Annotated in this window: 22 protein-coding genes; 16 read left to right on the top strand and 6 right to left on the bottom strand. The window is 68.3% G+C overall.

The window, feature by feature from the left end; genetic code table 11:
• Position 1: 1 nt before the first annotated feature.
• The gene (locus CAL24_RS12130) at positions 2-568 is read right to left on the bottom strand and encodes a 3-phenylpropionate/cinnamic acid dioxygenase subunit beta (RefSeq protein WP_094806838.1); all 567 of its coding nucleotides are present in this window, start codon (positions 566-568) and stop codon (positions 2-4) included.
• Complete coding sequence (locus tag CAL24_RS12125) at positions 561-1,403, bottom strand: RHO alpha subunit C-terminal catalytic domain-containing protein (RefSeq protein WP_094806837.1); 843 nt, start codon at positions 1,401-1,403, stop codon at positions 561-563. Before CAL24_RS12125 ends, CAL24_RS12130 begins: the two co-directional genes overlap by 8 nt.
• A 42-nt stretch (positions 1,404-1,445) precedes the next feature.
• On the opposite strand from CAL24_RS12125, the gene CAL24_RS12120 reads away from it, so the two are divergent.
• Together CAL24_RS12120 and CAL24_RS12115 are read left to right on the top strand one after the other, a co-directional pair.
• Complete coding sequence (locus CAL24_RS12120) at positions 1,446-2,264, top strand: RHO alpha subunit C-terminal catalytic domain-containing protein (RefSeq protein ID WP_249278537.1); 819 nt, start codon at positions 1,446-1,448, stop codon at positions 2,262-2,264.
• Between the two features lie 60 nt (positions 2,265-2,324).
• A complete protein-coding gene (locus tag CAL24_RS12115; protein ID WP_094806836.1) occupies positions 2,325-3,314 on the top strand; it encodes a Bug family tripartite tricarboxylate transporter substrate binding protein in 990 nt (329 codons plus the stop codon).
• Positions 3,315-3,359: 45 nt separating this feature from the next.
• Here CAL24_RS12115 and ppsR read toward each other — a convergent pair whose 3' ends face one another.
• Positions 3,360-4,190 carry a posphoenolpyruvate synthetase regulatory kinase/phosphorylase PpsR gene (gene ppsR / locus CAL24_RS12110; protein ID WP_028355977.1) on the bottom strand — a complete coding sequence of 277 codons (831 nt, stop codon included), beginning with the start codon at positions 4,188-4,190 and terminating at the stop codon, positions 3,360-3,362.
• Positions 4,191-4,350: 160 nt separating this feature from the next.
• On the opposite strand from ppsR, the gene ppsA reads away from it, so the two are divergent.
• Positions 4,351-6,714: a phosphoenolpyruvate synthase gene (gene ppsA, locus CAL24_RS12105; RefSeq protein WP_094806835.1), complete on the top strand. Its 2,364-nt coding sequence runs from the start codon at positions 4,351-4,353 to the stop codon at positions 6,712-6,714.
• A 217-nt stretch (positions 6,715-6,931) separates the two neighbouring features.
• Here ppsA and CAL24_RS12100 read toward each other — a convergent pair whose 3' ends face one another.
• Positions 6,932-7,681, bottom strand: a complete 750-nt coding sequence (locus CAL24_RS12100) for a glutamine amidotransferase (protein ID WP_094806834.1) — start codon at positions 7,679-7,681, stop codon at positions 6,932-6,934.
• A 95-nt stretch (positions 7,682-7,776) separates the two neighbouring features.
• Here CAL24_RS12100 and CAL24_RS12095 point away from each other — a divergent pair, with 95 nt between their 5' ends.
• Positions 7,777-8,211 carry an NfeD family protein gene (locus CAL24_RS12095; protein WP_028355980.1) on the top strand — a complete coding sequence of 145 codons (435 nt, stop codon included), beginning with the start codon at positions 7,777-7,779 and terminating at the stop codon, positions 8,209-8,211.
• 37 nt (positions 8,212-8,248) lie between these two features.
• The gene (locus CAL24_RS12090) at positions 8,249-9,175 is read left to right on the top strand and encodes an SPFH domain-containing protein (RefSeq protein WP_028355981.1); all 927 of its coding nucleotides are present in this window, start codon (positions 8,249-8,251) and stop codon (positions 9,173-9,175) included.
• A 103-nt stretch (positions 9,176-9,278) separates the two neighbouring features.
• On the opposite strand, the gene smpB is transcribed toward CAL24_RS12090, so the two are convergent.
• Positions 9,279-9,746, bottom strand: coding sequence for an SsrA-binding protein SmpB (gene smpB, locus CAL24_RS12085; protein ID WP_028355982.1), 468 nt, complete (start codon positions 9,744-9,746; stop codon positions 9,279-9,281).
• An 81-nt stretch (positions 9,747-9,827) separates the two neighbouring features.
• Here smpB and CAL24_RS12080 point away from each other — a divergent pair, with 81 nt between their 5' ends.
• The 7 genes from CAL24_RS12080 (at position 9,828) to CAL24_RS12050 (ending at position 15,179) form a co-directional block, all read left to right on the top strand.
• On the top strand, positions 9,828-10,262 hold the full coding sequence (locus CAL24_RS12080) for a type II toxin-antitoxin system RatA family toxin (protein WP_028355983.1): 435 nt from the start codon (positions 9,828-9,830) through the stop codon (positions 10,260-10,262).
• Entirely contained in the window at positions 10,252-10,593 is a 342-nt protein-coding gene (locus CAL24_RS12075; RefSeq protein ID WP_094806833.1) for an RnfH family protein, read from the top strand. The genes CAL24_RS12080 and CAL24_RS12075 overlap by 11 nt, the downstream gene beginning before the upstream one ends.
• Before the next feature lie 180 nt (positions 10,594-10,773).
• Entirely contained in the window at positions 10,774-11,928 is a 1,155-nt protein-coding gene (locus tag CAL24_RS12070) for an acyl-CoA dehydrogenase family protein (RefSeq protein WP_028355985.1), read from the top strand.
• A complete protein-coding gene (locus CAL24_RS12065) occupies positions 11,925-13,100 on the top strand; it encodes an enoyl-CoA hydratase/isomerase family protein (RefSeq protein ID WP_028355986.1) in 1,176 nt (391 codons plus the stop codon). Before CAL24_RS12070 ends, CAL24_RS12065 begins: the two co-directional genes overlap by 4 nt.
• 45 nt (positions 13,101-13,145) lie before the next feature.
• On the top strand, positions 13,146-14,036 hold the full coding sequence (mmsB, locus tag CAL24_RS12060; RefSeq protein WP_094806832.1) for a 3-hydroxyisobutyrate dehydrogenase: 891 nt from the start codon (positions 13,146-13,148) through the stop codon (positions 14,034-14,036).
• Positions 14,033-14,482, top strand: coding sequence for a PaaI family thioesterase (locus tag CAL24_RS12055; protein WP_094806831.1), 450 nt, complete (start codon positions 14,033-14,035; stop codon positions 14,480-14,482). The genes mmsB and CAL24_RS12055 overlap by 4 nt, the downstream gene beginning before the upstream one ends.
• Before the next feature lie 7 nt (positions 14,483-14,489).
• Complete coding sequence (locus CAL24_RS12050; protein WP_028355989.1) at positions 14,490-15,179, top strand: VIT1/CCC1 transporter family protein; 690 nt, start codon at positions 14,490-14,492, stop codon at positions 15,177-15,179.
• On the opposite strand, the gene CAL24_RS12045 is transcribed toward CAL24_RS12050, so the two are convergent.
• Positions 15,176-16,183: a YgfZ/GcvT domain-containing protein gene (locus CAL24_RS12045; RefSeq protein ID WP_094806830.1), complete on the bottom strand. Its 1,008-nt coding sequence runs from the start codon at positions 16,181-16,183 to the stop codon at positions 15,176-15,178. The genes CAL24_RS12050 and CAL24_RS12045 overlap by 4 nt on opposite strands.
• Before the next feature lie 150 nt (positions 16,184-16,333).
• Between CAL24_RS12045 and mltG the strand changes: the two genes are divergently transcribed.
• The 4 genes from mltG (at position 16,334) to CAL24_RS12025 (ending at position 19,852) form a co-directional block, all read left to right on the top strand.
• Entirely contained in the window at positions 16,334-17,344 is a 1,011-nt protein-coding gene (gene mltG, locus CAL24_RS12040) for an endolytic transglycosylase MltG (protein ID WP_038853963.1), read from the top strand.
• A complete protein-coding gene (gene tmk / locus CAL24_RS12035; RefSeq protein WP_028355992.1) occupies positions 17,341-17,967 on the top strand; it encodes a dTMP kinase in 627 nt (208 codons plus the stop codon). The genes mltG and tmk overlap by 4 nt, the downstream gene beginning before the upstream one ends.
• On the top strand, positions 17,964-19,016 hold the full coding sequence (holB, locus tag CAL24_RS12030) for a DNA polymerase III subunit delta' (RefSeq protein ID WP_028355993.1): 1,053 nt from the start codon (positions 17,964-17,966) through the stop codon (positions 19,014-19,016). Before tmk ends, holB begins: the two co-directional genes overlap by 4 nt.
• A gap of 65 nt (positions 19,017-19,081) precedes the next feature.
• Entirely contained in the window at positions 19,082-19,852 is a 771-nt protein-coding gene (locus tag CAL24_RS12025; protein WP_094806829.1) for a TatD family hydrolase, read from the top strand.
• Positions 19,853-19,904 lie beyond the last annotated feature (52 nt).

Below are 19,904 nucleotides of genomic sequence, written 5' to 3'. Positions count from 1 at the left end.
GTCAGAAGAAAGTGGTGAGCGCCTTGGCCAGCAGGACGTTCTGGTTCAGGTAGATCGTGCGCCGGCGGATTTTCCACGTATTCGCGTCCCGCCACAGCTCATCTTCGCGCCGCCCGACGAAAAGCGCCGTCTCGGTCTGCAGGCGGTTCTGGTAGACGATGAAGCGCGAAGTTGCCCGCACCCGCGCCGGCGGGTCGGGCTGGTCGGCGTCGATGGATACCCGCACGTTGGTGACCAGGTGCGAGACGCGCGAGGCGGGTTCCTCGGCCCAATGGATGCCGGTGTTGATCTGCGCGACGCGCTGGGTCAGGGTCTGCAAGCCCTCGTCGAACCAGGCGGCGTCGCCGGGTTGCGTGAACTCGCGGCTCATCTGGTCGCGCCGCATGTTGCGCGCCAGGGGCATGCGGTATTCGATGTCGGGATGCAGCAGCGCCAGCCAGTCGTCATAGCGCCGCTGGTCCAGCAGGTCGGCTTCGGCATACAGGAAGGCCTGGATTTCCCACCATAGCTCCATGGAGGCGGGACGAGCAGCAGGATCGGCCGGCGCGGCCTTGGTCGCGTCATTCATGGTAGGTTTCCTCGGCGTTTGTGTTGGGGACGAGCGCGGTCCAGTCGGGCGCCTGCATGAACTGGGCCCAGCGGCGATAGAAGCCGCGCGCGTTCTCCTCGGTATAGGGGCCGGTGACGCCGCCGCGCAGCGTCGGCACCGGGACGGCATGTCCGAGGCCCATCTGGTAATTGAAATACATGCTCTGCGACACCGCGCCGCGACAGGCGTCGGTGGCGACCGACCAGTTCTCCATGTCGTCGGACTCGGTCAGGCCGCCCGGCCCCGAATAGCGCAGGTAGTAGTGGCGCGAAGCCTCTTTCACTTCCTCGGGCGCATCCTTGTCGATCAGGTACATGCGCCACATCTCCATTTCGGTCGGGCTGACGGGGTGGAAGACCGCCAGTGAACGCGGCTGGTGGGCATGGAACGACATGTTAGGAAAGATCGTGCCCACGGCGTGCGGCGTCACCCGCTTGCGATCGCCCAGGTTGGCCACCCGCCTTTCATAGATGTCGCGGTAGTAGCGCTCGACGACAGGATGGCCCTGGAACTGGTTGCGGTACTCCGGTTCGCTATATGCCGGCAGCCGGCCGATGGTGCCGTGGCCATGGGCGGGGAATGCGACGCAGACGCGGTCCTCGGTGAAATCCCGGCGCCCCTTGCCGCCGCTGGGGCCGATGCCCACCAGGTCGACCGAACGATGGCTGATATCGTGATGGCGGTCGCCGATGAAATTCTCCGGGGCGAACTTCCAGTTGCAGGGTACGCGCCACTTCTGCACGCCGCCGATCACCTCCGAGCCGCCGGGGCTGCCGTCGCGGTGGTCCAGCGCCGAGTCCAGGTAATACTTCATGTCGCCCAGGTAGTCCAGGAATTCCTGGACTACCTGGGCGACATGAAGTATTACCTGGACTCGGCGCTGGACCACCGCGACGGCAGCCCCGGCGGTTCGGAGGTGATCGGCGGCGTGCAGAAGTGGCGCGTGCCCTGCAACTGGAAGATGCCGGCCGAGAACTTCATCGGCGATCTTTATCACGACATCAGCCATCGCTCGGTCGATATCGTCGGCATCGGGCCCAGCGGAGGGAAAGGGCGGCGCGACGCGATGAAGGGGCGGGTGGCCATCGCCTTCAAGGACCTGGGGCATGGCCTGCTGGGCAACCTGCCGCATTTCGCAGAGCCGGACTACAACCCCACCTACCAGCAGCACCCCGAACTCGAGCGCTATTACCGCGAAATCCACGAAAAGCGGGTGGCCAACCTGGGCGACCGGATGCGGGTGCGGCACCGGGTCGGCACCATTTTCCCCAACATGTCGTTTCACGGCTGGCAGCCCCGGACCATCACCGTCTACCATCCGGTCAGCCCCACTGAAATGGAAATGTGGCGCATGTATCTGGTCGACAAGGATGCGCCCGAGGAGGTGAAGGAAGCGGCGCGGCATTACTACCTGCGCTACTCGGGGCCCGGCGGCATGACCGAATCGGACGACATGGAGAACTGGACCTGCGCGACGGACGCCAGCAAGGGCGCGGTCGCGCGCGGCCTGTACTTCAATTACCAGATGGGCATCGGCCACGCGCAGCCCGTGCCGGAGCTGCGCGGCGCCGTCGTCAGCAATGAGTTCACCGAGGAAAACGCGCGGGCCTATTACCGGCGCTGGGCGCAGTTCATGAAAGGCCTCGATTGGCAGGATCTGGCGCCGCGCGACTAGGCGCCGGACGCAGGGACGTTGTACCGGGTCATATCCACACAAAATCGACAGGGGAAAATGATGAAACGGCGTACCGTATTGAAACTGTTGGGCAGCGCGCCGCTGGCCATGCCGGCGTGGTCGGCGGCGCAGGCGCAGGGTTATCCAGCGCGGCAGGTGACGATGATGGTCGGCTCCACGCCGGGCAGCGCCACCGACCTGGCGGCCCGCATGGCGGCGCAGGTCATGCAGGAAAGATTCAAGCAGAGCGTAGTGGTCGAGAACCGCGCGGGCGCCGGCGGCGTCATCTGCATGCTGGCAGTGGCGGCGTCGCCTCCGGACGGCTACGTGCTGCAGCTGGGCGGCCTGGGCCACAATGTGATTCCGCCGGTCACGCGCACCGGCATGCCGCTGGACATTCCCAAGCGCATCATGCCCATCGCCCAGGCGGCGGAGTTCCTCAACGTGCTGGTGGTCGGCAGCCGGCACCCGGCCAATTCGCTGCAGGAGTACATCGCCTACCAGCAGAAAACCGGCAAGCCGCTGCTGTACGGCAGCAACGGCGTGGGCAGTTCGTCGCACATGACCAGCGAGCTGTTCGGGCTGCGCACCGGTCTCAAGGTCCAGCACGTGCCCTACAAGGGCGCCAGCGACGCGCTGGTCGGGGTCGCCAATGGCGACCTGGACCTGCTGTTCATGAACCTGCCGCCCACCTTGCCGATGATCCAGTCCGGCAAGCTCAAGGCCCTGGCGGTGACCAGCGGCTACCGGGCCCGTCAATTGCCCGACGTGCCGACCATGCAGGAACAGGGCATGGCCGATTTCGACGTGACGAGCTGGCTGGGCGTCTACGGCCCGGCCGGCATCCCGCCCGATATCGTCGCCTTGCTCTCGGATACGCTGGTCAAGGGCTTCGACACGCCGGAGTACCGCGAGAAGTTCATCGCGGCCGGTTTCGAGCCGCGCCTGCGCAATGCGGCGGAATTCACCGCCTTCAACCAGGCCGAGCTGAAACGCTGGGGCGCGGTCGCCAGGCACGCCGGCGTCAGCATCCCGTACGGCTCGGCCTGAGCCTGCCGCATCCCGGGCGCGGCGGCCCGCCCGCCCCGGGCGGCGTCAGTTCGAGCGGTCCAGCCCCACTTCCTGCATGACGGTGGTGGCGATTTCCTCGATCGACTTGGTGGTGGTGGACAGCCAGGAGATGCCCTCGCGCCGCATCATGCGCTCGGCCTCCGCCACTTCGTAGCGGCACTGTTCCAGGGTGGCGTATTTGCTGTTCGGGCGCCGCTCGTTGCGCACTTCGGCCAGGCGCTCGGGCTGGATCGACAGGCCGAACAGCTTGGCGCGGTGCGGCGCGACGGTGGAGGGCAGGGTACCGCGCTCGAAGTCGTCGGGGGTGAGCGGGAAATTGGCCGCCTTGATGGCGTACTGCATCGCCAGGTACAGGCTGGTGGGGGTCTTGCCGCAGCGCGACACCCCCACCAGGATGACATCGGCCTGGTCCAGCTGAGTGATGAACTGGCCGTCGTCGTGGGCCAGGCTGAAGTTGATGGCGTCGATCCGGTTGCGGTATTGCTCGGAGTTGGCCGCCATGTGCGAACGGCCGATCGAATGGCTCGACTTCAGGCCGAGCGCCTGTTCGATATGCCCCACGAAAGTGCCGAACAAGTCCAGGAAAATGCCGTTGGCGCTGCGCACGCATTCCATGCTGCGCGGGTCCACCAGGGTGCTGAAGACGATCGGCGGCACCCCCGTTTCGAGGGCGTTGCGGTCGATGCGCGCGGCGACTTCGCGCGCCTTGTCCAGGGTGTCGATGAAAGGCAGGCGCACCGGGCGGAAGCGCACTTGCTCGAACTGCGACAGCACGGAGTGGCTGAAGGTCTCGGCGGTGATGCCGGTACTGTCCGAAACAATGTAGACAGTGCGTTCGATAGGGGTCGAAGCCATATGTAAAATATTCCAACCAGAGGGGAAAGCCAAGGTGCCCGACCGGGTACAATCTGACCCCGAAATAAGTCACCCCAAGAGCGGTCCAAGGCCAGTTTGGTCAGCGCATCCGGATGCATTGACCAAACTCGCTTTCTCTCCATTGTAAAAGGTGACTTCAATGTCGTACGTCGTTTCGTTCGAGCAGCTCCGCATGTCGGATGTGGACTCGGTAGGAGGCAAAAACGCATCGCTAGGTGAGATGATCAGCCAGCTGTCCGGCGCGGGAGTCCGCGTGCCGGGCGGCTTCGCCACGACCGCCGAAGCCTTCCGCGACTTCCTCAAGGCCTCGGGCCTGGACCAGCGCATCGCCACCCGCCTCAGCACCCTCAACCCCGAAGACGTCCGCGAACTGGCCACGGCCGGCGCCGAGATCCGCCAGTGGATCATCGAGGCGCCATTCTCGCCGGAATTCGAGCAGCAGATCCGCACCGCCTTCGCCGCCCTCGACGCGGACGGCAAGGGCTCGTTCGCCGTGCGCTCGTCGGCCACCGCCGAGGACCTGCCCGACGCCTCGTTCGCCGGCCAGCAGGAAACCTTCCTGAACGTGGTCGGCATCGACGACGTGCTGGACAAGATCCGCCACGTGTTCGCCTCGCTGTACAACGACCGCGCCATTTCGTACCGCGTCCACAAGGGCTACGCGCATGCCGAGGTCGCCCTGTCGGCGGGCGTGCAGCGCATGGTGCGCTCGGACAAGGGCAGCGCCGGCGTGATGTTCACCATCGACACCGAGTCGGGTTTCCATGACGTGGTGTTCATCACCTCGTCGTACGGGCTGGGCGAAACGGTGGTGCAGGGCGCCGTCAACCCCGACGAGTTCTACGTCTTCAAGCCGACGCTCGAGCAGGGGCATTATCCGATCGTCAGCCGCCGCATCGGCTCCAAGCTGATCAAGATGGAATTCGACCCCGAGCGGCCCGAAGGGCGCGCCGTGCGCACGGTGGACGTGCCGGTATCCGAGCGCAACCGCTATTCGCTGACCGACGATGAGGTGACCGAGCTGGCGCGCTACGCGGTCATCATCGAGAAGCACTACGGCCGCCCGATGGATATCGAATGGGGCCGCGACGGCATCGACGGCAAGATCTACATCCTGCAGGCGCGCCCCGAGACGGTCAAGTCGCAGCAGAACGGCAACGACGTGCAGCAGCGCTACCGCCTGAAGGCCGCCGGCCAGGTGCTGGTGACCGGCCGTGCGATCGGCCAGAAGATCGGCTCCGGCCCGGTGCGGGTGGTGGCCGACATTTCCGAAATGGACAAGGTGCAGGCCGGCGACGTGCTGGTCACCGACATGACCGACCCCAACTGGGAGCCGGTCATGAAGCGTGCCTCGGCCATCGTCACCAACCGCGGCGGTCGCACCTGCCACGCCGCCATCATCGCCCGCGAGCTGGGCATCCCGGCCGTGGTGGGCTGCGGCGAGGCCACCGACGTCCTGAAGGAAGGCCAGGCGGTCACCGTGTCGTGCGCCGAGGGCGACGAGGGCCGCATCTATGACGGCCTGATCGAAACCGAGGTCGAGGAAGTGCGGCGCGGCGAGATGCCGCCGATCGACGTGAAGATCATGATGAACGTCGGCAACCCGCAACTGGCCTTCGATTTCGCGCAGATCCCGAACGCCGGGGTGGGCCTGGCGCGGCTCGAGTTCATCATCAACAACAACATCGGCATCCATCCCAAGGCCGTGCTCGACTACCCGAACGTCGACGGCGAACTGAAGAAGGCGGTCGAGTCGGCCGCGCGCGGCTATGCCAGCCCGCGCGCGTTCTTCGTGGAGAAGCTGGCCGAGGGCATCGCCACCATCGCCGCCGCGTTCTGGCCCAAGTCGGTCATCGTGCGCATGTCCGACTTCAAGTCGAACGAGTACCGCAAGCTGGTGGGCGGCTCGCGCTACGAGCCGGAAGAAGAAAACCCCATGCTGGGCTTCCGCGGCGCGTCGCGCTATATCGCGGCCGACTTCGCCGAATGCTTCCGCATGGAGTGCGAGGCGCTGAAGAAGGTGCGCGACGAGATGGGCCTGACCAACGTCGAGATCATGGTGCCGTTCGTGCGCACGCTGGGCCAGGCCGCGCGCGTCGTCGACCTGCTGGCCGCCCACGGCTTGGCGCGCGGCGAGAACGGCCTGAAGCTCATCATGATGTGCGAAGTGCCGTCCAACGCCATCCTGGCCGAGGAGTTCCTGCAGTATTTCGACGGCTTCTCGATCGGCTCGAACGACATGACCCAGCTCACGCTCGGACTGGACCGCGATTCAGGCATGGAACTGCTGGCGGCCGACTTCGACGAGCGCGACGATGCCGTCAAGTTCATGCTGCGCCGGGCCATCAAGGCTTGCCTGGCGGCCAACAAGTACGTGGGCATTTGCGGCCAAGGCCCCAGCGACCACCCCGATTTCGCCCAGTGGCTCAAGGACGAGGGCATCCTGTCCATGTCGCTGAACCCGGATACGGTGGTCGATACCTGGCAGCGCCTGGCTAAATGATCCATGCCCGTCCGGCACGCCGGGCGGACATGGCAAAAGCCCTTGTCTCGCGAGAGGCGGGGGCTTTTTTTGATCCGCAAGCGGCGGTCGGAGGGGCCCGGCTGCGGGCCAGGTGTCAGACACCCGCCGGGTGTCTGACACCTTTGCTTCAAAGGTGCCTGACACCCTGGGGTGTCAGGCACCTGGCGAGCACCCCGCAAAAGTGCGGGACCGGGCCTCAGGGGTGCGTGGTCGCGGGCTGCCGCAGGCCCAGGAACCGCCGCAGCAGGCTGGCGGCGGTGGGCGTCGGCTTCAGGCCGGCGGCCAGGGCGCGGGCGTCCAGGCCTTCGCGGGCGTAGTCCGGCTGGTAGCGCAGCAGGTGGTCGTGCATGAACTCGGGGCCGAATTCGGGATGGAACTGGGCCGAGTAAATGCTGGGCGCCAGCCGCACCAGCTGATGATCGTCGAGCGCCGAGCGCGCCAGCGCGACGGCGCCGGCGGGCAGGCGGGTGACGGTCTGCGCGTGCAGCAGTTGCGCCGGAAAGCTGACCGGCAGCCCGGCCATCAGCGGGTCGCCGGCGGCCGCCGGCAGGCATTCAATGGTTTGCGTGCCCAGCTCGCGCCCCCGCGGGTTGTAGTCGACCGCGCCCCCCAGGGCGTGGGCCAGCAATTGGTGCCCGTAGCAGACGCCGAAGATCGGCAGGCCGGCCGCCGCTGCCTGCCGCAGCCAGGCGGCGGCCTGTTCGCTCCAGGGCGCGCGGTCGGTCACCATGGCCGGCGAGCCGGTGATCAGCGCGGCCCGATAGGACGACGGGGCCAGTGGCTGCTCGCCCGCGTCGGCCCGCACGATGCGGGCGGCGGCGGGTTCCAGGCCGGCGGCGTGGCGCAGCATCTGCGCATAGTCGCCGTGCGACCGGCGCAGGACGTCGTCGGGGTCGCCGGTATGCAGGATCAGGACCGGCAATGCGGAGGCGGCGGGAGCGTTCATGGGCATCATGATAGTCGTCGCGACGGGTTTTCGCACCGCCCCAGGCGGAAATCCGTACAATCGACGCCGTACTCAACTTGGACGAGGCGTGGGATATGTGGATCTGGTTCGGGTTGGCAGCGGCCGCACTGATAGGCGAGGTTGCCAGCGGCACGTTTTACCTGCTGCTGGTTGCCCTGGGCCTGGCGGCCGGGGGCATTGCCGCATGGCTGGCGGCGGGGTTCGAATGGCAACTGGTGGCCTGCGCCGCGGTGGCGCTGCTGGGGCTGCTGGTATTGCGCCGCACCGGGGTGCTGAAAAAACGCGAGATCGACGCCGGGCGCAACGCCGATGTCAACATGGACATTGGCCAGGCCGTCGAAGTCGAAGCCTGGTCCGACGCCGGCCTGGCGCGGGTCTGGTACCGCGGCGCCCACTGGCAGGCCGAGCTGGCCGCCGGGCAGCCGCGCGCGGCCGGCACGCACGTCATCGCCGAAGTGCGCGGCACGCGCCTGGTACTGGCCCGCAAGGAAACCGCCGGCCCGGCCTGAGCCGGCCCCTCACTCCCTCACGCAGGATATCTCCACCATGCTCGATACCTCCACCATCGTCCTGATCGTACTGGTCGTCCTGGCGCTGCTGATCATCGTCAAGGCCATCGCCATCGTCCCCCAGCAGCATGCCTGGGTGGTCGAGCGCCTGGGCAAGTTCGACCGCGTGCTGTCGCCCGGCGCGGGCTTCGTGATCCCGTTCATCGAGCGGGTCGCGTACAAGCATTCGTTGAAGGAAATCCCGCTGGACGTGCCCAGCCAGGTCTGCATCACGCGCGACAACACGCAGCTGCAGGTCGATGGCGTGCTGTATTTCCAGGTCACCGATCCCATGCGGGCGTCGTATGGGTCGTCGAACTACATCTCGGCCATCACCCAGCTGGCGCAGACCACGCTGCGCTCGGTCATCGGCAAGCTCGAACTGGACCGCACCTTCGAAGAGCGCGAGTTCATCAACAGCACCATCGTGGCTTCGCTGGACGAGGCCGCGCTCAACTGGGGCGTCAAGGTCTTGCGCTACGAGATCAAGGACCTGACCCCGCCCAACGAGATCCTGCGCGCCATGCAGGCGCAGATTACCGCCGAGCGCGAGAAGCGCGCCCTGATCGCCGCCTCGGAAGGGCGGCGCCAGGAGCAGATCAACATCGCCACCGGCGAGCGCGAGGCCGCCATCGCCCGTTCGGAAGGCGAAAAGCAGGCGCAGATCAACCAGGCGCAGGGCGAGGCGGCGGCGGTGCTGGCCATTGCCGAAGCCACCGCCAAGGCCATCGCGCAGGTGGGCGACGCGGTGCGCCAGCCCGGCGGCATGGAAGCCGTCAACCTGAAAGTGGCCGAGCGCTATGTCGAGGCCTTCGGCAACGTGGCCAAGGAAGGCAATACGCTGATCCTGCCGTCGAACCTGTCCGACGTGGGCGGGCTGATCGCGTCGGCGATGGCCATCGTCAAGACCGGCAAGGCCGGCTGACGCGCAACTGCGCCAAGGGGCGGGGCGCCTGGCACCCTGCGGGTGTCAGACACCGGAGGTGCATTCCGCCCGCCTGGGCGCCGCCGTCGCGGCGCCGGGCCAATCAGCTGTCCTTGCGGGAATTGCGCGTGTCGTGCTTCATCATGCGCTCTTTCTCGCGCTGCCAGTCTTTTTCGCGGGCGGTATCGCGCTTGTCGTACAGCTTCTTCCCGCGGCCCAGCGCGAAGTCGAGCTTGATGCGGCCGTTCTTGTAGTGCAGGTTGAGCGGCACCAGGGTGTAGCCGCGTTGCTCGACCTTGCCGATCAGCTTGCTGATTTCCTCGGCCTTGAGCAGCAACTTGCGGGTGCGCATGGCGTCGGGATGGATATGGGTCGAGGCCGTGGGCAGGGGGCTGACGTGCATGCCCAGCAGGAACAACTCGCCGTCGCGCACGATGACGTAGCTTTCCTTGAGCTGCACGCGGTTTTCGCGGATCGCCTTGACCTCCCAGCCTTGCAGGACCAGGCCGGCTTCGTAGCGGTCTTCGATGAAATAGTCGTGCGTGGCCTTGCGGTTGTCGATGATGCTCATAAAGGCGCAAATGGGGCGGGAAACCGGCTAGCAGCGCTACTACCGGTAAAATCCTATCATTCTAGCCATTTGCGATAGCCGATGCACAAAGTACAGCGATCCGTCCTGGTTCCCTACAGCGCCGCGCAGATGTTCGATCTGGTGGCCGACGTGGAGAAGTATCCGGAGTTCATGCCGTGGTGCGGCGGCGCCGAGGTCCAGTCGCGCAGCGAGCACGGCATGCAGGCATCCATCCTGATCAGCTTCGCCGGCCTCAAGCAGCGCTTCACCACCCGCAATACGCACGACTACCCCGAGCGCATCGACCTCGAACTGGTCGACGGGCCGTTCTCGATGCTGGCGGGCCACTGGCAGTTCCAGGCGCTGGCCGAGGACGCCTGCAAGGTGCTGTTCACGATGGAATACGCCTTTTCCAACCGGGCGCTCGAAATGGTGGTGGGCCCGGTGTTCAACCGGATCGCCACCAGTTTCATCGATTCGTTCACCAAGCGCGCGCAGGCCTTGTATGGCGAGTGAGGCTGGGGTGCTGCGGGTCAGCGTGTGCCACGCCATGCCGTCGGCGGTGTGGCAGCGCACGCTCGCGCTCCCGGCCGGCGCCACGGTGGCCCAGGCCTTGCAGGCCAGCGGCCTGGCCGCGGCGTTTCCCGGCCTGGATCCCTGGGCCTGCGGCGTGGGCATTTTCGGCCAGCAATGCCGTGCCGACACGCCGTTGGCCGACGGCGATCGCGTCGAAATCTACCGTCCCCTGACCTACGATCCCATGGTGTCGCGCCGACGCCGCGCCGAGCACCGCCGCGCCAAGGCGGCCGCCCGGCTGGGCCGCGAGCGTCCGCCCGGCCTGTTGTAGCGGGTCCCGGGCCCCGCGCCCATTGTCACGATCAGGACAAATTCCGGCGTCGATCGGGCGTAAGATGGCCATGATAGATTTACGTTTACGTTAACGTCATGCAAAATCGGCCCATGGCGGACGCGGCAGTTCACGAGACGGCCGCGGCACCGTCGATGCCGACCACCAGGAGACAAAGCCGTGGATCTGGAATTGACCGACGAGCAGCGCGCCTTTGCCCAGGCCGCTCGTGACTTCGCCCAGGGCGAGCTGGCGCCGCACGCCGCCCGCTGGGACGCCGAGGGCATCTTCCCCAAAGAAGCCTTCGCCCGCGCGGGCGAGCTGGGCTTCTGCGCCATCTATGCCGCCGAAGACATCGGCGGGCTGGGCCTGCCGCGCCTCGACGCCACCCTGGTGTTCGAGGAAATGGCGGCGGTCGACCCCTCGACCACCGCCTTCCTGACCATCCACAACATGGCCACCTGGATGGTGGGGCAGTGGGGGCAGCCGGCCCTGCGCGAGCAATGGGGCCCGTTGCTGGCCAGCGGCCAGAAGCTCGCCTCCTACTGCCTGACCGAGCCGGGCGCCGGCTCCGACGCCGGTTCGCTGGCCACCCGGGCCGAGCGCGACGGCGACGCCTTCGTCCTGAACGGCGCCAAGGCATTCATCTCGGGCGGCGGCGACACCGACCTGCTGGTCGTGATGGCGCGCACCGGCGGCGCGGGCCCGGGCGGGGTCAGCGCCTTCGCGGTGCCGGCCGACAGCGCCGGCATCAGCTATGGGCGCAAGGAAGAAAAGATGGGCTGGAACAGCCAGTCCACCCGGCCCATTTCGTTCGAGAACGTGCGCGTGCCGGCCGCCAACATGCTGGGCAACGAGGGCGAGGGCTTCAAGATCGCCATGAAGGGCCTGGACGGCGGCCGCATCAACATCGGCACCTGCTCGGTGGGCGCCGGGCAGGGCGCGCTGGACGCGGCGCGGCGCTATATGGACGAACGGCGCCAGTTCGGGCGCCGCCTGGCGGAATTCCAGGCCCTGCAGTTCAAGCTGGCCGACATGGCCACCCATTTGGTGGCGGCGCGCCAGATGGTCCGGCTGGCCGCCTGCAAGCTCGACGCCGGCTCGCCCGACGCCGCCACTTATTGCGCCATGGCCAAGCGCTTCGCCACCGACATGGGCTTCCAGGTCTGCCTTGACGCGCAGCAGATCCACGGCGGCTACGGGTACTTGCGCGACTACCCGCTGGAGCGCCTGGTGCGCGATACTCGCGTACACCAGATCCTGGAAGGCACCAACGAAATCATGCGCGTGATCGTGGCCCGCCAATTGCTCGACAAAGGAGCCGACATCCGATGAACGCCCCCGTGCTGTTCGAAGAGAAAACCGCCGCCAATGGCATGCGGCTGGGCTTTGCCACGCTCAACGCGCCGCAGACGCTCAACGGCCTGTCGCTCGAGATGGTCGACCTGCTGGCCGGCCAGCTCGATGCCTGGGCGCGCGACGCGGGGCTGGCCGCCGTGGTGCTGCAGGGCGCAGGCGGCAAGGCTTTCAGCGCCGGCGGCGACCTGCACGGCCTGTATCGCAGCATGCAGGAGCACCAGGGGCAGGGCGCCTGGGCCAATACCCATGCGCGCGCCTTCTTCGAGCGCGAGTACCGCCTGGACTATCGCATCCATACCTATCCCAAGCCGATCCTCTGCTGGGGGCACGGCATCGTCATGGGCGGCGGGGTGGGCCTGATGATGGGCGCCAGCCACCGCGTGGTGAGCGAAACCACGCGCATCGCCATGCCGGAAATCTCCATCGGTCTGTTCCCCGATGTCGGCGGCAGCTGGCTGCTCAATCGCATGCCGGGCCGCACCGGGCTGTTCCTGGCCCTGACCGGCGCCCATTTGAACGCCTCGGACGCCTTCTACGCGGGGGTGGCCGACTTCCGCGTCGATTCGGCCGAGTGGCCGCGGGTGGTCGACGCCTTGCTGCAGGCCCCGTGGGCCGGCCAGGCGGGCGGCCCGGGCAACGGCGCGCCGCCGCCGCGCGCCATCAACGACGGGCTGCTGCGCCGCGTCCTGCTGGCCCATGAGCCGGCCGCGGCGCTCGAGCCCGGCCCGCTGCGACAGCACGCCTTCCAGATCAACAGCCTGTGCAGCGGCAATGACCTGGCCGACATCTACCAGGCCATCGCCGCCCTGAAGGACCACGCCGACCCCTGGCTGGCGCGGGCGGCCGCCACCATGCTGGCCGGCTCGCCGGGCTCGGCGCGGCTGGCCTTCGCGCTGCAGCAGCACACGCGGCTGCGGTCGCTGGCCGACGTGTTCCGCATCGAATACGTCGCCGCGCTGGCCTGCACCGTGCAGGGCGATTTCGCCGAAGGCATACGCGCGCTGCTGATCGACAAGGACAAGCAACCCAAGTGGAATCCGGCCACGCTCGAGCAGGCCTCGGCAGACTGGGTAAGGCGCTATTTCGAGCCGCCATGGCCCGCGGGGCAGCCCCATCCGCTGGCCGACCTGGACCCGGCGCAAGACTGAGCGGCGCCTACCGGCACATTCCATCCACCCACGAGGAGACCCCACATGAGCAGCATCGCGTTTATCGGCCTGGGCAATATGGGCGCGCCCATGGCGCACAACCTGATCAAGGCCGGCCACAGCCTGGCGGTATTCGACCTGGTGCCCGCGGCGGTCAAGAGCCTGGCGGACGCCGGCGCGCGCGCCGCCGGCTCGGCGGCCGAAGCCGTGCAGGGCGCCGAGATCGTCATTTCCATGCTGCCCGCCAGCAAGCATGTCGAGGCCCTGTACCTGGGCGACGACCTGCTGGCCAGCATCGACCCCAGCGCGCTGGTGATCGAATGCAGCACCATTTCCCCCGACTCGGCCCGCAAGGTGGCCGCCGCCGCCCAGGCGCGCGGGCTGGCCATGATCGACGCGCCGGTGTCGGGCGGCACGGGCGGCGCCGCGGCTGGCACGCTCACCTTCATCGTCGGCGGCGAGGCCGCCGCCCTGCAGCGCGCCATGCCGGTGCTGCAGAACATGGGCAAGAACATTTTCCATGCCGGCGCGGCCGGCGCAGGCCAGGTGGCCAAGATCTGCAACAACATGCTGCTGGGCATCCTGATGGCCGGCACCTCCGAGGCGCTGGCGCTGGGCGTGGCCAACGGCCTGGACCCGCAGGTCCTGTCGGACATCATCGCCAAGAGCTCCGGGCGCAACTGGGCTACCGAGCTCTACAACCCCTGGCCCGGCGTCATGGAACACGCGCCGGCCTCCAAGGGCTACGCCGGCGGCTTCGGGGTCGATCTCATGCTGAAAGACCTGGGCCTGGCCGCCGAGGCGGCGCTGTCGACGCGTTCCTCGATCCCGCTGGGCGAACTGGCGCGCAACCTGTATTCGCTGCACAGCACCGCCGGCAGCGGCAAACTGGACTTCTCCAGCATCGTCAACCTGTACGCACGCAAACAGGAATGAACGGCCACATCGACCCGGCCGCTGCCGCGCAAGCCGCGCGGCAGCGGGTATACGACAGCTTTGGCAAACAGACGGTCATGGCCGCGTTCGGCGCGCGCCTGTGCCGCGTCGAGCCGGGACAGGTCGACATCGAGCTGCCGTTCCGGCCCGACCTGTGCCAGCAGAACGGCTACCTGCATGCCGGCATCGGCACCACGATTGCCGACAGCGCCGGCGGCTACGCGGCGCTGTCGCTGTTCGAGCCGGGCGAGGACGTGCTCACGTCCGAGTTCAAGATGAATTTTCTGGCGCCCGCCGACGGCGAGCGCTTCCTGGCCACGGGCCGGGTGCTCAAGGCCGGCCGGCGGCTCGCGGTCTGCCAGGTCGAGGTCATCGCGTACCGCGGCGGGCAGGCCACCCAGTGCGTGGCGGGCCTGATGACCGCCGTGCGGGTGACGCCGCGCTAGCCGACGTATGCCCGCCAAGGAACATCACCGTATTTTCCGCGCCGGCTGGCTGCGCGCCGCCGTGCTGGGCGCCAATGACGGCATCGTTTCCACCGCCAGCCTGATCGCCGGGGTGGCCGCGGCCAGCGCCGCCCACGAGGCGGTGCTGACCTCCGGCCTGGCGGGCCTGGTGGCGGGCTCGCTATCGATGGCGGCGGGCGAATACGTCTCGGTGCGGTCGCAGGCCGACACCGAGGCCGCCGACCTGCGGCTCGAGCAGCGCTCCCTGACGGGCAATTCCGCCCAGGAGCTGCAGGAGCTCACCGATATCTACGTCGGACGCGGCGTGTCGCCCGGCCTGGCGCGCCAGGTGGCCGAGCAGCTGACCCGCCACGACGCCCTGGATGCGCACGCCCGCGACGAACTCGGCATTTCGGTGCACAACCGGGCGCGGCCGGTGCAGGCCGCCGTGGCCTCCGCACTGTCGTTCGCCAGCGGGGCCGCCCTGCCATTGCTGACCGCGGCCCTGGTGCCGGTCGAGCACATCGTGGCGGTCGTCACGGCCTCGTCCATGGTCTGGCTGGCGGTGCTGGGGGCAATCGCCGCGCAGGCCGGCGGCGCCCCGGTCGCGCCGGCGGCCCTGCGCGTCACGGTGCTGGGAGGCCTGGCCATGCTGTTGACGGCCGGGGTGGGCGCGCTGTTCGGCGTCGCGGTCTAGGGCCGGCCGGCGCCTTCTTCCAGCGCGTAGGGCAGCGGCGCCACGGCGATGTGCGGGCCGTCCGGGGCCGCCACCCGCAGCTCGCCGGCGGCCAGGGCGGACAGCGCCACCTCGAACAACACCGCCGTGCGCGAAGCCTCGATGACACGGCCACAGGGCTCCTGCGGCTGCGTGGCGTCGTAGATATCGGTGCCGGCGGCGGGGGCCTCGCCCCTGCCGTCCAGGCGGCCGTAGGCGGTGCGGCGCTTGATCGTGCCGCGGTAGTGGCTGCGCGCCACCACCTCCTGGCCCGGGTAGCACCCCTTGGTGAAGCTGACACCGCCCAGCAGGTCCAGGTTGACGGTTTGCGGAATGAACAGATCCTGGGTCGCGGCGCCGACCCAGGGCAGGCCGGCCGCCAGGTCGTCGGAGCGCCATTGCTCGGCGTCGCCGCGCGCCAACAGCTGCGCCAGCGCGGCGGCCTGGTCCAGTTGGGCGTCCGTGGCGAGCCACCACCAGCGCAAGGCCGTGCCGGCCGAGGGCGCGGCGATCCAGGTGCCGGCGGGCAGGTCGACGCGCTGCCAGGGCGCGGTCGGCAGGGGGCCGCCGGCGGCGGCCTGCAGGGCCGCCAGGCGCTCCGGCTCGCACCAGACGCCTGCTGCCTGCACCGGCGCGGGTGCGAGTTTGGCCTTGGCGCGCAACACGAACATCGACAGGCGCCTGGCCAGGGCGTCGGCCACGTCGCGCCGCACCAGGGCGTACAGCTGGGGGCCATCGGACCCGGCCTGCGGGTCGGGCGCGGCGCGCCACAGCACCAGCGTGGCCAGCAGGCGCCCCTTGGCCGTGCAATAGCCGCCCGGCCGGGCGGCGTCGGGCGGCAAGCCCGTGATGTCCTGCGTCAATTGGCCGTGCAGGAACGACAGGGCATCGGCGCCGGAGGCGGCGATGACCGCGTAGTCGGGCAGGGGGGCCAGGTGCGCCGAACCATCGGCCTGGGCGGGAATCGAATCAAAGAAAGCGTGCATGGCGTATGGAATGCGAGAGGCGGGCGCCGCGCTGGCGCCCGGACATGGCCATGATACCCGCGGCGGCGGGCCGGGCGCGCCAAAGCCCCGTCCGCAACAGGGACGCAGCCGCCGCCTCGTCCGCCATCATCCATTAAACTGCGCACTCTTATGAAAAAGCTTCGTTTCTATTTTCTGCTGGCGTGCTTGTCGCTGGTGCTGCTGGCGGCGCTCGCCGCGGGCGGGGCATGGACCTGGATGAACCGCGCCATGACCTTGCCCGCCGATAAAGTCGAGTTCATCGTCGCCCCGGGCAGCACCCCGCGCGCGGTGGCGCGCGCCATGAAGTCGGCGGGCATTCCCATCTGGGAAGAGGGTTTTGCCTGGATGGCGCGGCTGTCCGAGCGCGACAAGCTGATCAAGGCGGGCGGCTACGAGGCCCGCGCCGGCGATTCGCCATGGCAATTGCTGGAGCGGCTGGCGCGCGGTGAAATGGTGCAGCGCCAGATCACTTTCGTCGAAGGCTGGACCTACGCCCAGATCCGCCAGGCGCTGCGCGCCAATCCCGACGTCAAGCAGACGCTGGGCGACATCAGCGACGAAGCGCTGATGACCCGCCTGGGCTCGCCCATCAAAGAGCCCGAGGGGCTGTTTTTCCCCGATACCTATGTATTCACGCCCGGCACGACCGATTTCGACCTGTTGCGGCAGGCTTATCAGCAGCAGCAGCAGGTGTTGGCCAAGGCATGGGCCGAGCGCCAGCCCGACCTGCCGCTGGACAGCCCCTACGAGGCGCTGGTGCTGGCGTCCATCATCGAAAAAGAGACGGGCCACGGGCCCGACCGCACCCGCGTGGCCGGCGTGTTCATCAATCGCCTGCGGCTGGGCATGATGCTGCAGACCGACCCTACCGTGATCTACGGCATGCGCGAGCGCTACCAGGGCCGCATCCGGCGCAGCGACCTGCGCGCCGACACCCCCTGGAACACCTATACACGGGCCGGGCTGCCCCCCACGCCGATCGCCGCCGCCGGGCGCGCGGCGCTGCTGGCCGCCGTCCAGCCGGAGCGGCACAAATACCTGTACTTCGTTTCGCGCGGCAACGGCACCAGCGAATTTTCGGCTAACCTGTCCGAACACAATCGCAACGTGGCGCGCTACATTCTGGGCCGGGACCAATGACCGCACGCGGACGCTTCATCACCCTCGAAGGCGTGGACGGCGCCGGCAAGAGCACGCACGCGGCCTGGATCGCCGATACGCTGCGCGCCATGGGGTTCACGGTCGTGGCGACCCGCGAGCCGGGCGGCACGCCGCTGGGCGAGGCCCTGCGCACGCTGGTCCTGTCCGAATCCATGACCCTCGACACCGAAACCCTGCTCATGTTCGCGGCCCGCTGCGAGCACCTCAGCCAGGTCATCGAGCCGGCGCTGGCGCGCGGCGACTGGGTCGTGTGCGATCGCTATACCGACGCCACCTATGCCTACCAGGGCGGGGGCCGCCAGCTGGGCGCCGAGCGCGTGGCGACGCTGGAACAATGGCTGCGGCCGGCGCTGCAGCCGGACCGCACCTGGCTGTTCGATGTGCCCCTTGAATTGGCGCGCGCGCGCCTGGCCGATGCCCGCCAGCCGGACCGCTTCGAGCGCGAGGAAGCCGCGTTCTTCGAGCGCACGCGCGCCGCCTATCATGCCCGCGCGGCGGCGCATCCGCAGCGCATCCGCATCGTCGACTCGAGCCGGCCCATGGAGCAGGTGCGCGCCCAACTGGATGCCGAACTGCGCGCGCTGGCGGGAGGGGCCGCATGAGCGTGGCCGCTTTCCTGCCCTGGCAGCACGAAACGGCCCGGGCCTGGCTGGCGGGGCGCGAGCGCTTCGCGCACGCCTGGCTGGTGCACGGCCTGGCCGGCATCGGCAAGCTGGATTTCGCCGCCGCCGCGGCGGCCAGCCTGCTGTGCGAAGCGCCGCGCGACCACTTGGCGTGCGGGCAGTGTCCCGCCTGCACCTGGGTGGCCAGCGGCAACCACCCCGATTTGCGGCGCATCCGTCCCGAGGCGGTGGCGTTGCAGGAAGGCGCCGAGGCGGCCGACGGCGCCGACGAGGCCGAGCCGGCGGCCACCGGCGCCGCCAAGCGGGCGCCCTCCAAGGAAATCCGCGTCGACCAGATCCGCGCGCTGGAATCCTGGTTCAACACCGCGACTCACCGGGGCGGCTGGCGCGTGGCGCTGCTGTACCCGGCCCAGGCCTTGAATGTCATCTCGGCCAACGCCTTGCTCAAAGTGCTGGAAGAGCCGCCCGCGCATACGGTGTTCCTGCTGGTGGCCGATGCGCCGGACCGCCTGTTGCCCACGCTGGTATCGCGCTGCCGGCGCCTGCCGCTGCCGGCGCCGGGCGCGGACGAGGCCCTGCAATGGCTGCGCGGGCAGGGCGTCGATGCCGCCGAAGAATGGCTGGCGGCGGCCGGCGGCGCGCCGCTGGCCGCATTGCGCCTGGCCCAGAGTGGCGACCAGGCCTGTCCGGCCTGGCTGGCGCAACTGGTCAATCCGCTGGCCCAGGGGCAGGCGCCGGATATCGGCACGCTGGCCGACAGCCTGGAAAAAAGCGCGCCGCTGGAGTGGATCGATGCGCTGCAGCGCCTGTCCACCGACCTGATGCTGGCCGGGGCCGGCGCCCCGGTGCGCTATTTCCCGTCCCTGGCCAAGCCGGTGGGGCAAGCCGCGGCGCGCGCCGACGCGGTGCGCCTGGCGGAGGCGGCGCGCTGGCTGACGCAGCAGCGCCGCCTGGCCACGCACCCCCTCAACGCCAAATTGTTCGCCCATGCGACGCTGCAGCGCATGGTGCTATCCTGCCAGTCATAGTCCCTGTTCGCCCGCCGGCGCGCCTGGCGGGCATCGAGCGGGACGCCGTTCTTCCCGAATATTCCATGTACGTCGATTCGCATTGCCATCTGGATTTTCCCGATCTCGCCCAGGACCTGCCCGCCATTCTGCAGAGCATGGCCGCCAACCGGGTCACGCACGCGCTGGTGGTCAGCGTCGACTTGCCGGACTGGCCGCGCCTGATCGAACTGGTCGAGCCGCACCGCAACCTGTGGGCGTCGGTGGGAGTGCATCCCGACTACGAGGCGAGTTCGGACCCCACCGAATCGGAATTGCTGCAGTTGTCGCGCCATCCGAAGGTCGTCGCCATCGGCGAGACCGGGCTGGACTACTACCGGCTCAGCGAGCCGCTGGACTGGCAGCGCGAGCGTTTCCGCCGCCATATCCGCGTCGCGCGGCAGGCCGGCCTGCCGCTCATCATCCATACCCGCGAGTCGGTGGCGGATACCCTGCGCATCCTGCGCGAGGAGAACGCCGCCGAAGTCGGGGGCGTGATGCATTGCTTCACGGAGTCCTGGGAAATGGCGCAGGCCGCCATGGACCTGAACTTCCATATTTCGCTGTCGGGCATCGTGACGTTCAAGAACGCCGGCATCGTGCACGAGGTGGCAACCAAGATGCCGCTGGACCGCCTGCTGATCGAGACCGACTCGCCCTACCTGGCGCCGGTGCCGTATCGCGGCAAGCGCAACGACCCCTCCAAGGTGATCCACGTGGCCGAGAAGATCGCTACCCTGAAGGGCATGCCGGTCGAGCAGGTGGCAGAGGCGTCGACGGAAAATTTCTTCAGACTTTTCAACAAGATAGAAAGATAAATTAAAGTCGAATAGTTAAAGTTGATTGTTTAAAGTTCTACTTTTAATGTGA

Origin of the sequence: Bordetella genomosp. 2 (assembly GCF_002261345.1) — a bacterium.
Lineage (GTDB): Bacteria > Pseudomonadota > Gammaproteobacteria > Burkholderiales > Burkholderiaceae_B > Bordetella_A.
Note: the sequence above shows the minus strand (reverse complement) of the source record. Positions and strands in the feature narration are given on the sequence as shown.

What these genes read in the sequence shown, in the direction of transcription:
- CAL24_RS12130 (WP_094806838.1), bottom strand. Translation starts at nt 568, where the DNA reads ATGAATGACGCGACCAAGGCCGCGCCGGCCGATCCTGCTGCTCGTCCC.
- CAL24_RS12125 (WP_094806837.1), bottom strand. Translation starts at nt 1,403, where the DNA reads ATGAAGTATTACCTGGACTCGGCGCTGGACCACCGCGACGGCAGCCCC.
- CAL24_RS12120 (WP_249278537.1), top strand. Translation starts at nt 1,446, where the DNA reads ATGAAGTATTACCTGGACTCGGCGCTGGACCACCGCGACGGCAGCCCC.
- CAL24_RS12115 (WP_094806836.1), top strand. Translation starts at nt 2,325, where the DNA reads ATGAAACGGCGTACCGTATTGAAACTGTTGGGCAGCGCGCCGCTGGCC.
- ppsR (WP_028355977.1), bottom strand. Translation starts at nt 4,190, where the DNA reads ATGGCTTCGACCCCTATCGAACGCACTGTCTACATTGTTTCGGACAGT.
- ppsA (WP_094806835.1), top strand. Translation starts at nt 4,351, where the DNA reads ATGTCGTACGTCGTTTCGTTCGAGCAGCTCCGCATGTCGGATGTGGAC.
- CAL24_RS12100 (WP_094806834.1), bottom strand. Translation starts at nt 7,681, where the DNA reads ATGAACGCTCCCGCCGCCTCCGCATTGCCGGTCCTGATCCTGCATACC.
- CAL24_RS12095 (WP_028355980.1), top strand. Translation starts at nt 7,777, where the DNA reads ATGTGGATCTGGTTCGGGTTGGCAGCGGCCGCACTGATAGGCGAGGTT.
- CAL24_RS12090 (WP_028355981.1), top strand. Translation starts at nt 8,249, where the DNA reads ATGCTCGATACCTCCACCATCGTCCTGATCGTACTGGTCGTCCTGGCG.
- smpB (WP_028355982.1), bottom strand. Translation starts at nt 9,746, where the DNA reads ATGAGCATCATCGACAACCGCAAGGCCACGCACGACTATTTCATCGAA.
- CAL24_RS12080 (WP_028355983.1), top strand. Translation starts at nt 9,828, where the DNA reads ATGCACAAAGTACAGCGATCCGTCCTGGTTCCCTACAGCGCCGCGCAG.
- CAL24_RS12075 (WP_094806833.1), top strand. Translation starts at nt 10,252, where the DNA reads ATGGCGAGTGAGGCTGGGGTGCTGCGGGTCAGCGTGTGCCACGCCATG.
- CAL24_RS12065 (WP_028355986.1), top strand. Translation starts at nt 11,925, where the DNA reads ATGAACGCCCCCGTGCTGTTCGAAGAGAAAACCGCCGCCAATGGCATG.
- mmsB (WP_094806832.1), top strand. Translation starts at nt 13,146, where the DNA reads ATGAGCAGCATCGCGTTTATCGGCCTGGGCAATATGGGCGCGCCCATG.
- CAL24_RS12055 (WP_094806831.1), top strand. Translation starts at nt 14,033, where the DNA reads ATGAACGGCCACATCGACCCGGCCGCTGCCGCGCAAGCCGCGCGGCAG.
- CAL24_RS12050 (WP_028355989.1), top strand. Translation starts at nt 14,490, where the DNA reads ATGCCCGCCAAGGAACATCACCGTATTTTCCGCGCCGGCTGGCTGCGC.
- CAL24_RS12045 (WP_094806830.1), bottom strand. Translation starts at nt 16,183, where the DNA reads ATGCACGCTTTCTTTGATTCGATTCCCGCCCAGGCCGATGGTTCGGCG.
- mltG (WP_038853963.1), top strand. Translation starts at nt 16,334, where the DNA reads ATGAAAAAGCTTCGTTTCTATTTTCTGCTGGCGTGCTTGTCGCTGGTG.
- tmk (WP_028355992.1), top strand. Translation starts at nt 17,341, where the DNA reads ATGACCGCACGCGGACGCTTCATCACCCTCGAAGGCGTGGACGGCGCC.
- holB (WP_028355993.1), top strand. Translation starts at nt 17,964, where the DNA reads ATGAGCGTGGCCGCTTTCCTGCCCTGGCAGCACGAAACGGCCCGGGCC.
- CAL24_RS12025 (WP_094806829.1), top strand. Translation starts at nt 19,082, where the DNA reads ATGTACGTCGATTCGCATTGCCATCTGGATTTTCCCGATCTCGCCCAG.